Annotated in this window: 11 protein-coding genes and 1 tRNA gene; 8 read left to right on the forward strand and 4 right to left on the reverse strand. The window is 47.1% G+C overall.

The features are described 5' to 3' along the window. Position 1: 1 nt before the first annotated feature. Together B5D63_RS01150 and B5D63_RS01155 are read right to left on the reverse strand one after the other, a co-directional pair. The gene (locus tag B5D63_RS01150) at positions 2-1,162 is read right to left on the reverse strand and encodes a hypothetical protein (protein WP_078666952.1); all 1,161 of its coding nucleotides are present in this window, start codon (positions 1,160-1,162) and stop codon (positions 2-4) included. 198 nt (positions 1,163-1,360) lie between these two features. Then, the gene (locus B5D63_RS01155; RefSeq protein ID WP_143312727.1) at positions 1,361-1,687 is read right to left on the reverse strand and encodes a hypothetical protein; all 327 of its coding nucleotides are present in this window, start codon (positions 1,685-1,687) and stop codon (positions 1,361-1,363) included. 151 nt (positions 1,688-1,838) lie between these two features. On the opposite strand from B5D63_RS01155, the gene B5D63_RS34895 reads away from it, so the two are divergent. The 8 genes from B5D63_RS34895 to B5D63_RS35685 all read left to right on the forward strand — a co-directional run bounded on the left by B5D63_RS34895 (position 1,839) and on the right by B5D63_RS35685 (position 10,783). Continuing rightward, positions 1,839-2,012, forward strand: coding sequence for a hypothetical protein (locus B5D63_RS34895; protein WP_159455850.1), 174 nt, complete (start codon positions 1,839-1,841; stop codon positions 2,010-2,012). A 298-nt stretch (positions 2,013-2,310) separates the two neighbouring features. Then, positions 2,311-2,958 carry a hypothetical protein gene (locus tag B5D63_RS01160; protein WP_078666954.1) on the forward strand — a complete coding sequence of 216 codons (648 nt, stop codon included), beginning with the start codon at positions 2,311-2,313 and terminating at the stop codon, positions 2,956-2,958. A 282-nt stretch (positions 2,959-3,240) separates the two neighbouring features. Next, positions 3,241-3,426, forward strand: coding sequence for a hypothetical protein (locus B5D63_RS01165; RefSeq protein ID WP_078666955.1), 186 nt, complete (start codon positions 3,241-3,243; stop codon positions 3,424-3,426). A gap of 67 nt (positions 3,427-3,493) precedes the next feature. Next, positions 3,494-4,996, forward strand: coding sequence for a type IV secretory system conjugative DNA transfer family protein (locus tag B5D63_RS01170; RefSeq protein WP_078666956.1), 1,503 nt, complete (start codon positions 3,494-3,496; stop codon positions 4,994-4,996). Between the two features lie 14 nt (positions 4,997-5,010). Next, positions 5,011-5,706: a hypothetical protein gene (locus B5D63_RS01175; RefSeq protein WP_078666957.1), complete on the forward strand. Its 696-nt coding sequence runs from the start codon at positions 5,011-5,013 to the stop codon at positions 5,704-5,706. Positions 5,707-5,878: 172 nt separating this feature from the next. Continuing rightward, on the forward strand, positions 5,879-8,617 hold the full coding sequence (gene mobF, locus B5D63_RS01180) for a MobF family relaxase (protein WP_078666958.1): 2,739 nt from the start codon (positions 5,879-5,881) through the stop codon (positions 8,615-8,617). Beyond that, complete coding sequence (locus B5D63_RS01185; protein WP_078666959.1) at positions 8,601-8,981, forward strand: hypothetical protein; 381 nt, start codon at positions 8,601-8,603, stop codon at positions 8,979-8,981. The genes mobF and B5D63_RS01185 overlap by 17 nt, the downstream gene beginning before the upstream one ends. 158 nt (positions 8,982-9,139) lie before the next feature. Beyond that, positions 9,140-10,783 (forward strand): recombinase family protein, encoded by a 1,644-nt coding sequence (locus tag B5D63_RS35685; RefSeq protein ID WP_394333844.1) that lies wholly within the window; start codon positions 9,140-9,142, stop codon positions 10,781-10,783. On the opposite strand, the gene B5D63_RS01195 is transcribed toward B5D63_RS35685, so the two are convergent. Both B5D63_RS01195 and B5D63_RS01200 read right to left on the reverse strand, forming a co-directional pair. After that, positions 10,743-10,816: transfer RNA gene (locus tag B5D63_RS01195), tRNA-Met, on the reverse strand. The two genes, B5D63_RS35685 and B5D63_RS01195, sit on opposite strands and share 41 nt — an antisense overlap. A gap of 91 nt (positions 10,817-10,907) precedes the next feature. Beyond that, entirely contained in the window at positions 10,908-13,400 is a 2,493-nt protein-coding gene (locus B5D63_RS01200; RefSeq protein WP_159455852.1) for a mechanosensitive ion channel family protein, read from the reverse strand. Between the last annotated feature and the right edge of the window lie 120 nt (positions 13,401-13,520).

Genomic DNA, 13,520 nt, shown 5'->3' on the forward strand with positions numbered 1-13,520 from the left:
ATTAAGGATAACGATCTGGCTTGCTTGATGGCCATATCCATTCATATTCATCATTCGCAAAAGAAGCATCGCGGATACTGTCAATAAACCACGTCCCGTTTTTATCAACGCAGATGCATTGTTCACATCTGTTTCCTCGTACATTCTTCTTGATGAGGCTAAAGGGCATACCAAAGCCATCTAAACCAACGGTTTCTTCTAACTTTAATTCCTGAAAAATTTTACTATCTAACTCTTTGCCGAAAATCGCATGCAGCTTTATTTCAGCTATTTTTCTATTCTCTATCCCTAATTTATTTAACCCGCTTTTGAACTGATCTATTTTATCTTTAAATTCATTCAGGTCGTCAATCGTTAGATCATTTAATGGCTGTAAGGTATCCGGTAAGGTTAGCACAACTTCATTGGTAGTATTTGAAATTTTGAATTCGACCACTTTATCGCTAAACTCAACTGTTTCCCACACCATAAGACCGGACAAATTCAGATCAAGGCACCATGTTTTGAACAACCAATAATCGCCACGCCAATAATAGCTTTGCTTTCCTGATTCAGATAAGCAATCCCACGCGCGATTGAATTCCAGTCTTTCTATATTATTGTAAAATTCCACAATACATTTTAATGCGGGGGAGAAAGTGGGGAGCAGCCATTGCCTTTTGATATTTCCCTGTCCTTCTTCGTAAGGAAAATCAGGGTGCTTGGTGCGGTAAATAATAGGATACTTTTGTTCTTCGGCTTTAGGTAGGAAGTCAGGCACTTCTATCGTTGATGGTAATTCCCATCCTTGTTGTTGATAAATATTGTTTCGCCAATCGATAAAGGCGGCATTGATGCCTTTGTGGCGTGCTTTTTCTTCTTCCGGTAGTGCATTAAAAATATCGGTAAATTTTTTGCAGAAGAATTGAAAATGAAAATCGTCAACTGGCCCGCTGCCTACATAGAAATTTTCTACGGTTCGAGTACCTAATCTGTCGAATAAGTCTTGACCTATGAAACAATAATGAACATATGCATTGGAAGTTCGTTTATTTTCTACTTCTGTTAAAAAATACACATACTTCGATTTATTCTCATCCCTCTTTTCAAGTACGGCTAAAAATTCTGTGAAGGCTTGGAATAAAAGTAATTCAAGACTCTTTTTATTGAACTGAATGGACATCAATCAATGGGTTTAATTACTTGAAAATACTAAATTTAATGACATGAAAATCATGTTATTACGAAACATCATAGGCGAATTGTGATGTTTTACCAGTGTATTGAACAAATCTGTGATGGATTTACAATATAATGTGATTTTCTATTTTAATCGCCATCCCTACCTTAGCATTGGATACAGGATAGAAAAAAGAAATGATTAAGGTCTTAAAGCGGGTGGAAGAAGACGCTCGATTTCGTCAATCTCAATGTCCTGATTTTGCCGTAAGTTGTCAATGCTATATCGGAATTCCATATGTTCATTGATCAAGGCCGAAAGAGCTTTTTTAGTAACATCGTCTGCATTTTGAATAGCGTCTGCGATTTCTATAAAGCCCGGCATAATTACATCAAGGGCATGCATGTAACCTGAAAACATGATTGGATCAGAGCAAAGCTCCCCGAAACGAACGGGTAGGTTTTTCATTGTAAAATATGGCTTATCAAGATCATCGGACATTGATTTTCTCCTGTATGGAATTGACATATATACATATTATCACTGATTGTCAAGCATTAAGTGCGCCAGTGATTTAAATAAATCTCATTACATACATACCGATTTAATGCCTTAAAACAAGGTGCTGGCGGCGCTTTGCTGTTACTGAACAGCATTACTAACAATAAAACAAACCAACATGAACAACACAAAACAAAGCCGGATTGTAAAGCTGGCGCAGGCTGCGGCCAAAAGAAAGAAGGAACAGCGACTTGTCAACCGTGATGGGCCGCCGGATGTTCTACGTTCCTCTGCCGGAATGATCCGGAACGCCACGGATTACCTCACCGCCTCGGACAAGCATGAGGACTAGCAACATTTTCCACCACTAAAGCCATCCATCATGGAACTGACCAGAAACGAATTAATCAAAATCATCCGAAAGCTGCTTTTACCTGGGCATGAAAGCAAAACTCCTTCCGGCCTGCCGAAATCCTGTTGCTGCTGTTCGTGCAGGCAAAAATCCTGCTGTAAAATGAAGTAAGCGGCCCTTCTCTCTTTCCAGTTTTCACATTTTTTATTCTCAATCACACTTAAACGCTTGCCTCCGGGCGGGTGCTGGCTGTGCTTTGCCTATACTGAACCGATCATTCATCTTTTAATATTTGAAAATGAACACAAATAAATCGTCAAAACCAATAAAAGCTCGTATCGACGTTAATGCCTCGCTTGCCGAGGTCGAGGAATGTTTACTGGGGTTTTTCAGGGCAATAGATGACGGCGATGCGAAAAGGATGTGGGAACATATGTCCGAAGCCTTTCGCAGCCGCGCACTCCAGGACAATCATATCGCGCGTTATCGCAAGATTTTTCAGACGGAAAATATTCCGATCAGTATCGGTCTTTCAAGTATTAACATTCAATCCCGTACTCAAATTGATTGTATTGCGGATTGTGAAATCAATGTCGGAAGGCTTACGTCCCTTAAAGGGGTTTCTTTCACCAATAGAGCGTTGGAAAACATCGGCGAGATCGGCCATCTGATTCAAATACGGATCGATCAAATGAGAGAAATCGACCCGGTAAAAGCCGAAGAAATGATTCAGCGCGTTTCGATTGATTTTGATATTATCGAGGGAAAATATTACTGGACTGCGTTTCGCATTAATACGAGCGATGTTTCCGGCCTTATCCTTGACTCTTTTAAAGATCTTGTGATGCGCAGCTTTAAATTCTTTTTCGTTTTAACGGATGGCGTTTGGTTGGTTGATAATGTCATCTTACTCAGCGAAAAATCTATTCCCAAAGAGGAAGAATAGGCCCTTTCGGTCGCCCCGTAAGGCGACTTCTGCAAATGACTTCTCATTCGGTTTTCAAGTTTTCTTAATTAAGTGTAAGCGCTTTCCTGTGGCAGGTAAGGAGTAGATGTTCGTTCGTATCAGCGATATCAGAATCAATCTTTGTCTTGCGACTAAAAGTTACAAAGCCACCCCTTAAGATAAGAAATTTTCTTTATTGCTTCCAAATTTTTTTTCCACATTAACGCGCTTAAAGCAATGCTTTCGATAACTCCTTTTTTCACAATTCAAAACCTAAACATCATGTGTAATCAAGACAATGTTCCCGGCTATCTCAAACTGCGTCCGTCCTCCGTTGACCCGAACAAGCTGGTCAATGATCGCGGCGATACCGTGAAAAAAGTATCCGACAGCACGTATAACGTGAACGGCGATACGTGCCACGGCTTGAAATCCGCCGCGGATAAGGTGTCGAAGTGGGGTAAATAGTACGTACGGGGCTGGCGGCGGTGCGGCTGTCCGGCAGCCCTCTTTTTTTTCACACAAACGATCTGCAATGGAAAATCAAAAATTCGATCTTGACGCTCCGCTGTTACGGTTTTCAGGCGGTGATGTGCTGACTGTAAAAGATAGCTTCGAGGGGATCGCCGTATTTGGTGGCATCGGCGCCGGGAAAACAACGTCGTCAGGTAGGTTGATCGCATTGAATATGCTACGGCATGGCTATGCCGGACTGGTGCTGACGGCAAAACCAGACGAAGTCGATCTTTGGCGGCAATACGTCTGTGAAACAGGCCGTGGAAAAGACCTTATCATCATCGAGCCAGGCGGTAGTGAGTATTTCAACTTTCTGGATTATGAATGCCGCCAGACGCAGAAAGGCGTGTCTTTACGGCATAACATCGTGTCCTTGCTAGAAACCGTTATTAACAGTGGGCAAGATACTGGCGCAGGTCTTGAAGATGGCCGCTTCTGGGCCTCGGCTTTGCGCATGACCCTTTCGTCCGTCACAACACTGTGTTTGCTCGGATACGGAACCGTAAACGTGCAGGATTTGTTTGACATCGCCATGTGCGCACCGAAAGAGGATGACGGCCATGTCCAGCCAGAAAAGCCGCCGCATGATCCGTACACCAAGGCACGGCAAGAAGCCGAAAGGAGAGTACAGGCAAAAGTCAACGCCTTTCTTGCTACGTTTCCGAAAGAAGAGATTGCCGACCTTGAAAAACGTGGATTGATGGACGCTTTTGCTTTGCAGCACGTTTCCAGCTATCGGGCATTGAAACAAGTCAATCAGTTTTTCTCCCGGTCATACAAGAAACTTTCTTCAAAAACGAAAAGCGCCATCGAGTTTATGATCGTAGGTTTCTTGTATCAGCTTCTCAGCGAGCCGTTTTATTCGCTGTTTTGTAACAACCCGTCAACCTTCACGCCTGAAACCTGCCTTGAGAAAGGGTCAATCGTGGTGCTCAACCTCCCTACTAAGCTGCATCATGAGGCGGGGCGTATGATCCAGGTCGCCACAAAATACTGCTTTCAACGTGCTTGGGAAAAAAGAGACACCAAAGTCAATAACCGTCCGGCATTCATCTTCGCGGATGAAAGTCCCATCTTCCTGCACGCTCTCGATGCGGATTTTCAGGCCACAGCCCGCAGCAGCATGATTGCAACCGTCTATCTCGCGCAGAATTTGCCAGGGTATTTCGCCAATATGGGCGGCGATAAGTCGACCTATAAGGTCAAGCAATTCCTCGGTACGCTTGCAACCAAAATCTTCCATGCTAACGCAGACGCGGATACGAATAAATACGCCTCTGAATTGATCGGTCAGGAATATTACGATGACAAAACCGAAGGCGTCAACTTCGGCGACAATGTGTCTTTCAATGAATCGAAAGCGCAAAAGCTCCGCCAGATTGTCCGCCCGGAAGAGTTTTTCAGGTTGGCTACAGGCGGAAAAAACGGCTTTATTTGTGAAGCCTATATCCACCGCCAAGGCGCACCCTTCAACGGAAAATCCCACAAAAAAGTCCGCTTTAAACAGCAATTCTTCAACTAATCAAATCCACTTCTATGCAAAAGAATACATCTCTTCGGACGGTGCAGAAACATCGGCGCATCTCTTCTTTTCTCTCTTTGTGTTTTCAGCTTTCACCGCTTCCACGATTAATGTTAGAAACTTTCATTCGCTCCCAATTCGGGCGGCGATACTATTCGATGCGGCTGGCGCTGAAAATCTTCTTTTTTCTTCTGCTATTTCCACTGTTCCTCTGGTTCCCACTCATACGCTATTTACTATGGGGATTATGGCCAGAGCCAAACTTTGACGCGAATACGTTAAGTAATTTTTGGTCGCACTACACGACATGGTATGTCTTTACGTTCGCCTTTATCGTTCTTGCCATTCGTAAGAAAAGAAAGGCGATGAAAAACTGGGGACCAACCTCATGCCCTGGCGTTTCATTGCCCTTTTTCTACAAAATCAAGCTATTTGGTCGTCCGCTTACCGCCCGTTTTATAGAAACGATTGCAGAACCTCTAGTTACTTTTTTAATCGGCTTTATCCTGTTTCGGCTCGAACAAAAGATAGGGCATGTGATTATGATCAGCAGCGTGTTTTTTTCTCTTAGTTATATCTATGCGTATCGGATCGCGGATGAAAAATTGATGGATATGCATGACGACAAGCAAAGCGGCGATGCGTACCGCGAGGTTTTGAGCGATACAAGACGGCCACTAACACCACCGGATGCCGAAGATGTATTTTAAGACCGTTGCAGTGCAGCGGGAAGATGTCTGATACTTCTAGGCTCTGAATCCAGGTTATCTCCCGCGCACTGCTCCGCCTCATTTCTTCGCACTGCTTATTCGTTCTATATGGGCCTTTAAAACCTGTCGATTTTTCCCACCTGCATTTCAATCTCTGATAAAACGCTTCTCGATGATTCGCATGATTCAAAGCACAAGTGCCGCACACGCGCAGGCTTACTATACGTCCGCTCTCTCACCGTCCGACTATTACACCTCCGATCAAGAGCTTCCCGGCAAATTTGCCGGAAAGCTGGCGGCGCGGCTGGGTCTTACGGGGGATGTGACGAAAGAGGCGTTTTTCGCACTGACGGAAAACCGCAATCCAGTGACAGGCAAAGCACTGACGCCTGTCACCAAAGAAAACAGGACGATCGGTTACGATATAAATTTTCACGCAAGTAAAAGTGTATCAATTCTTTATGCCCTATCAAAGGACGATCATATCTTGAAAGCATTCGAGCAATCGGTATTTGAAACGATGCAGGAGATTGAAGCCGATGCGCAGACCCGTGTTCGTATAGGCGGTGCCGATACGGATCGAAAAACGGGTGAATTGCTGTGGGCCGGGTTTACCCATCAAACGGCGCGGCCTGTCGATGGATCATTGCCAGATGTTCATCTCCATCATCATGCATTTTGTATCAATGCCACGTTTGATGAGGTGGAAAACAAAGTGAAGGCTTGCCAGTTTCGCGAGATACAGCGCGACATGCCGTACTATCAGGCACGGTTCCATAAACGGTTGGCCGATAAATTACAGGAATTAAACTATCAGGTGCGTAAAACTGACAAAGCCTTTGAGATCGACGGCGTGCCGAAAGAAATCATCGCGCATTTTTCAAAACGCACCAATCAGATCGGACAGATTGCCAAAGAAAAAGGTATCACGGATGCTAGAAAGCTGGACGAGCTAGGCGCACGTACCCGCGCCGCCAAGCAGCAAGGTCACACCATGGCCGAACTGAAAGCGGCATGGAAACAGGAGATGCGGGCGCTCACGGCTGAACTAAGCGACGATTTTGATAAGGCGCTGCGCTTTGCGCAGGTGGAGGCATCCCGAACACCGGAGCCGGAGCAAAGCGTACGCCATAGTATCCGGCACCATTTTGAAAGGGTATCTGTATTCCCAGAGCGGCGTTTATTGGCAACGGCCTATCACCATGCTATCGGCAACAGCTCAACCACATTGGATCATATCACCGACCATTTTCAGAAAGACGATCAAATCATCCGTGTCGAGGATCGGGGCCGCCGGATGGTCTGCACCACTGTGGACGTGTTGGAAGAAGAACGCCGAATGGTGACTCTCGCCCGTGCTGGTCAAGGACAACTGACACCGCTTTACCGTGATGCACCTGTTTTGAATTTGGATGGTCAGCAGGCGGCGGCTTCTTATATTCTCACAACCACTAACCGCACCAGTATTATTCGGGGCGTTGCTGGCGCTGGTAAGACCACGCTTTTAAAAGAGCTTGTTCCTTGCATTGAAAAAGCGGGTAAGCAAGTGACGATCATTGCACCCTCCGCCGACGCTTCGCGTGGCACATTGCGGGATCAAGGCTTTAAAGATACTGATACCGTTTCACTGCTTTTGTCCAATAAGGATATGCAAGCAAAACTTGCTGACCAGGTGTTGATTGTTGATGAAGCGGGAATGCTCGGCACCGGACAAGCGTTACATTTACTGGAAGTTGCCACCGAACAAAACGCACAAGTCATCTTTGTCGGTGATACGCGCCAGCATAGCGCCGTCACAAGAGGCGATGCCCTGCGTATTCTCAATACGGTTGGCGGCATTCAGACGGCGGAAGTGGATAAGATTTATCGGCAAAAGAATGTCGATTACCGCGCTGCTGTTGAGTTTCTTTCGCAAGGCAAAGCGCGTGATGGTTTTGAAAAACTGGACAGTATCGGCGCGATAAAAGACTGCGATCCGTTGTCACCGCATACGGAACTGGCAAAGGACTATGTCGCCGCTTTGAAAATTGGAAAATCCGCCCTGGTGATTTCTCCCACCCGTCAGGAAGGGGAGAAGGTAACAGCCTCTATTCGCTCCGCCCTGCGTGAGGTGGGATTACTCGGCAAACGGGATCATGCCGTGTCAAAACTTTCCAATCTCAATTTCACGGAAGCGCAACGGGCCGACTGGCGCAATTACAAAGAAGGACAGGTTATTCAGTTTTCCCAGAATGTGCCGGGAGCCAAGAAAGGCTCGCAATGGTCGGTCAAAACCGCCGACGATAAAGCCGTCACCCTTGAAAATACCGATGGGAAAGCGTTGTCTCTTCCCTGTGACCGTGCGCAGCACTTCGCCGTGTTTCAGAAGGAAGAGCTTTCTCTGGCTAAGGGTGATGTTATCCGTATCACGCATAATAGCTTTGATAAACAGGATAAGCGCCTGGATAACGCGACGATGCTGGAAGTCGTGTCGGTCAGTGATAAAGGCGATATCTTGCTGCGCAATACCGCCAGTAAAGTATCTTATAAGCTGGGAAAAGAATTCGGGCATCTCGAACATGCGCACTGCATAACCTCCCACGGTAGCCAGGGGAAAACCGTTGATAGGGTTTTTATCGCGCAGAATGCTGCCACATTTCCGGCAACCGATTTAAAACAGTTTTATGTGTCCGTCTCACGGGGCCGCGAAGCCGTTACCGTCTATACGGATGATAAAACAGCCTTGTTGGAACATGCATCTGACATGGGTGACCGCCAATCGGCTTTAGAGCTTCTTGCTGCGAAAGACCTGCATATTGAACACGCCCTTCAACAGGAACGCGCCACCGCCCATCTCTTGCAACAAGAAAAGAACATCGAAAAATCCATCTCACCTGAAAAGCACCGGATCGATTATGAGCTTGAACTTTAAATTGCGCTTAGATGAACTTGAAGAGAATGATCCTACCAAAAAACAATCTGCTCCCCCCGAAGATGAATCCTATTTGACGCATAGCCATGTGCGCAACGTCAATTTCGTTTTGCTGGATGGGAACATGATCTTTCTCAACTACGGGTATCTGGTCAGTGGCTGTTATCAGGTGCAGGAAAACCGGATCATCCTTGCTTTTACGTCCGATAAAATCACCCTGACGGGCATTTATCTAAAGCCGCTTTATTACGATCTGATGTTGCATTTGCCGCGTCAGATTGTGGCCCAAGATGCCCGCTATAACGCCGCTGCGCCAAAAGACACGCCCATCGTTAACGATATAACCGTCAAAGAAAATGGTTAGAGGCAACAAAATAAAAGATGTCCGGCTCACGGTGCAGGAAGTCGATCAGTACGACGATTTCAAAGGTTTGTCGCCGGATCAAAAAGAACGGCTGATTACGCTCGTCTATGAAGTTTCACGCGCATTATACAAAAGCTATGAGGGAAAACATGACTGACATGGAATATTTCAAACGGTTCGTACCAAAAAAAGACGAAGACACGAAAAAGAATTTTTCCGTATGGTCGTATACACGCGTATCGTCTAAAGAGCAATTTGACAAAAATTCGTCGATTGAAAATCAAATTGAAGCGAACCGCCGCTATGCGAAGCTGAATAACTATGAGATTACCGAAGAATTTGGCGGTACCTACGAAAGTGCCAAAAAAGACGACTTCAGGCCTGAATTTAAGCGCTTGATTGAAAAAGTAGAGAAAAGCCGCAATCGCCCCTTTGCCATTCTTTTATTCAAGATGTCGCGCTTCTCCCGTTCGGGGGCCTCCGCTATCGGTCTAGTCGATCGCTTGGTTAAAGAACTAGGCGTGCATTTGATCGAAGTGTCTTCCGGCCACTCAACGCTGACACCGCGCGGTGAAATGGCGATCATAGACAGCCTTTCACATGCGAAAAAAGAAAATCTGGAACGTCTGGAAATCATTGTCCCTTTTATGCAGGCCAGTCTGCGCAGTGGCAAACGTTTCGGCATTTGTCCGGTGGGGTATGACCATTACGGCCCGCGTGTTCAGAATGAAAAGTTTTTCGCCAAACACCAACGCATCGAAATTAATAAAGACGGCGAGCTTCTAAAAGAAGCCTGGCAATGGAAACTATCCGGCCATTATAGCGATGCGCAAATCCTCGGTAGACTTGCGTTAAGAGGCTTGCACCTGCTCCCGCAAAAGCTTTCCAAAATCTGGCGCAATCCTTTTTACTGCGGTGTGTTGGTATCAAAAATGATCGATGAGCCGGTAAAGGGTAAATGGCAGCCCCTTGTAACGCAAGATGAATTTATCAAGGTTCAGCAGATTTTAGAAGGTAATCCCGTGGGCTATCAGCATAATAAAGAGGAAATCATGCGCCCCTTAACCCGCCTTGTAAAGTGCAGCGATTGCAAGGGGTATTTGGTGGGCTATCGGATCAAGAAAGAGAAAAACGATTTACATTATTATCGCTGCTCGAAATGCCGTGGCGTAAGCGTCAATGCGTTTACCACGCCCAGAGCCAAGCGGAAAGGCGCGAATGATCTTTTCCTTGATTTCCTCGACAACTTCACCTTGCCCCCGGCTGTTGCGCCGCTTGTCAAAGTACAGCTTACAAAATTGTATGAGCATTTTAATGATGTCGGCACCGATGATGACGCACTGAAAGAGCAAGTCGCTAAACTAGAAAAGGAATTAAAAGACCTGAAAATTCGTCATGGTTTGGGTAAGATCGACAAAGAGACCTATGATCTGGCCCATGAGCATTTAAACAAAGAGATGCAGGCAATCAACAAAGAATTGAGCAACGTGCCGCCGACGATATCTAACCTTGAAAAACTGCTTACAACTTCTCTGGAAAAGTTACAGAACCTGCGTCAGATATGGGTTGCGGGGGATTTGGACAGCAAGCGGCGATTGCATCGAACGATTTTCCCGGATGGTATTTATTATGATGTGAAAAAACACTGTTATCTAACCGAAAAAATAAATGAGTTTGTCCGCGTAAGTGCTGAACTGGCGCAGCTTTCGCCAGAAAAAGAAAAAGGGAATTTCCAAGATTTCCTTGAAAATTCCCTTTCTGTAGCGAGATCGGGACTTGAACCCGAGACCTCAGGGTTATGAATCCTGTGCTCTAACCACCTGAGCTACCTCGCCATTTCCTGTCTGTCTTGAACATTCATTCTCAAAACGGGAGTGCAAAGATAACGGCTTATAAATGAAAATTCAAAATGTACAGCTCGTTTTTTTACAAATTTTTTTCCCCGTCCTCGGGATATACCCCGGATGGCGCTTCCTTATTGGCTTTCCATTTGTTCAGCACGGCTTCGTCGACGGTACGGATATGCAGGTCCCGTTGTGGGAAAGGCAGTTCTATACCGGCTTCATTGAGGGCGTCGTAGATGAAAGTGAGTACTTTACTTTGTAATGTCCCGGCGTTGCCCAGGTCGGAGATCCAGAAATACACCTGGAAGGTGACCGCGTTATCCCCGAACTGCGACAGCTGTACGATGGGCTCGGGGTTGGTGAGAATACCTTCCTGGTCAACGAAAGCGCGCTTGATAATATCGGTCACCTGGGTGATGTTGCTGCCGTAGCCAACGCCCAGCACGAAGTTAACACGACGGATACGGTTGGTCATCGTCCAGTTGATCAGTTGTTGGGAGATGAGGTCGGCGTTGGGCACTACCACGGTGGAACCGTCGTAGGCAGCGATCTTACTGGAGCGGATACCGATTTCTTTGACCACGCCGGAGCGTGTCCCCAGCTCTATCACATCGCCGACTTCAATCGGTTTTTCGAAGGCGAGGATAATGCCGGACACCAGGTTGTTGACGATATTCTGCAGGCCGAAACCGATGCCCACGCTGAGGGCGCCGATCACGATGGTGATTTTGTCCATGGGGATGCCGGAGGCGGCGAAAGCCAGCAGGATACCACCGGCCAGCACGGCAAGGCGCAGCAGCAGGAGCGTGGAGCCGAAGCGGGGTTTGGGGGTAGGACTGGTACTCTGACCGGTATTGCCGAACATATAGGCGATCAGCTGGGAGGCGACAAAAGCGACCCAGATAACCAGCACAAAGATGATCACACTGCTGAAAGTGAAGTCGGAATTGCCGATATGGCGGGTGGTGGACAGCAGCTCGGTGACTACCTCGTAGATGGCGTCATACAGGTAGAGGTTGCGCGCAATAATAACAAGCCACCCCACAAAAGCCAGCACGGTCAGGAAGGTTTTCAGCTTCGTCTGCACATCCTGGTAGTCCATGAACGAGATGAAAGTACTGGAGTTTTTATTGGCTTCTACCTGTAGAAAAACCGCTTCCAGCAATATCTTCACGAGCACGTAGAGGTTCATGGCCAGAACGGTGTTTACCACGGCGCTGGACCCGAATATCTTGGCACTGCCTACCCGCGCAAATATCACCAGCAGCATGGAGAAAACGCTCGTGGCAATAAACAGCTTGATGGTAGGCGCCGTGTATTTAGGATGGGCGAAGGTGGTCAGCGACGTTTCTTTGAGCAGCCGGAAACCCAGCGCTATACAGAGGCCGGCGCAGATCATCAGCCCCCATTGTTCGGCGTAGGTTACCTCTATCAACAGGTTGTTGATGCAATACATAAAGAGCAGCGCCATCAGCATCAGCCAATAACGGTAGAGGGTCTTGGGGAAATGGGCGCGGAAAAGCCAGGTGAGGGCGATCATGGTCAGCCCCCAGATAATTTCGGTGTACAGGATAGGGTACCGTACGGAAAATACGGATGACAGCGTCGTTACAAAAATCACGGTGCTGGCCACCGGATGCCGGTATACATACTGCGCATGTTGCAGGATGGCCTCGCCCTCCTGTTCCGGGTGGTTGCGCCGGATACGCCGTACATTGGCATGTACCCACCAGGCAAACAACGAGGCCAGCACGATCCATACAATGAAAATAGGCCACTGGATAGAAAAAAAGATGCTCAGCACCCGGGTGCTTTTGTGCAACGATCGTTTAAACACCGGGAAGAACTCCAGCGGATTGATACTGTCGCGGTGCGGCTTCCAGATGTACCGGTAGTCCCGGGAGAACATATTGGCGGAGAACTGCTCCAGCTGGTAGTTGCTGTCTTCCAGCAGGTTGGACACGTCGATGTACCTGTTGGCGATCTTATTCTGCAGCAATCCTATTTTGACAAGGCTCACTTTATTGGCGCTGTCGACTGACCGGTACTTTTTGATCAGGCGGGTAAGCTGACCGATATAAAAACCATACAGCTCATCTTCTGCGGGAATATTGCGCATAGAGGTGTCCCGCCGCAGGGAGTGGAGGGTGTCGTTAATAGCTACCAGGGAGTTGTAATAGGAGAAGAGATTGTTCTGCCACCCCCCCAGCTTACGCTGTAGCTGTTCCAGCATCACCTTGTTGGTGTAAATGTCATTGATGTTGGGGGTCCGGTCCTGCCCGGCAATATTCTCTTTTATAAGGGCGAGAGAGGTGTCCACGAGCGGTACTTCCCGGGTGATATTCAGGGTGTCAAATCCGCGCCGCAGACTGCTCATCAGCTGGTTGAGCAGCAGGGTGTACCCTTCTATCCTGTTGATGATCACTGCTACCGCGGTGTCGGATTTCTTCATCTTCGAAGTGTCCTGCGCCAGCTTGTTGATGTTTTTACTGATGGTGGCGCTGTCTATCACCGCCATGTGAATGGTGTCCGGGGGAGGGGTCTTCTTTTTGGTACGCTGCGCGGTTGCCGGCATAACAAGACATAGCCATAACAATGTCAGCAAAGGCCGACAAAAAACGCGCGATTTGGTGATAACCTGAATGGACATATGAATAATATGATATGGAACAGGAAGTTACGTCACTTTGAGGAA

It is taken from the genome of Chitinophaga eiseniae (genome assembly GCF_900167135.1).
Taxonomy (GTDB): Bacteria; Bacteroidota; Bacteroidia; order Chitinophagales; family Chitinophagaceae; genus Chitinophaga; species Chitinophaga eiseniae.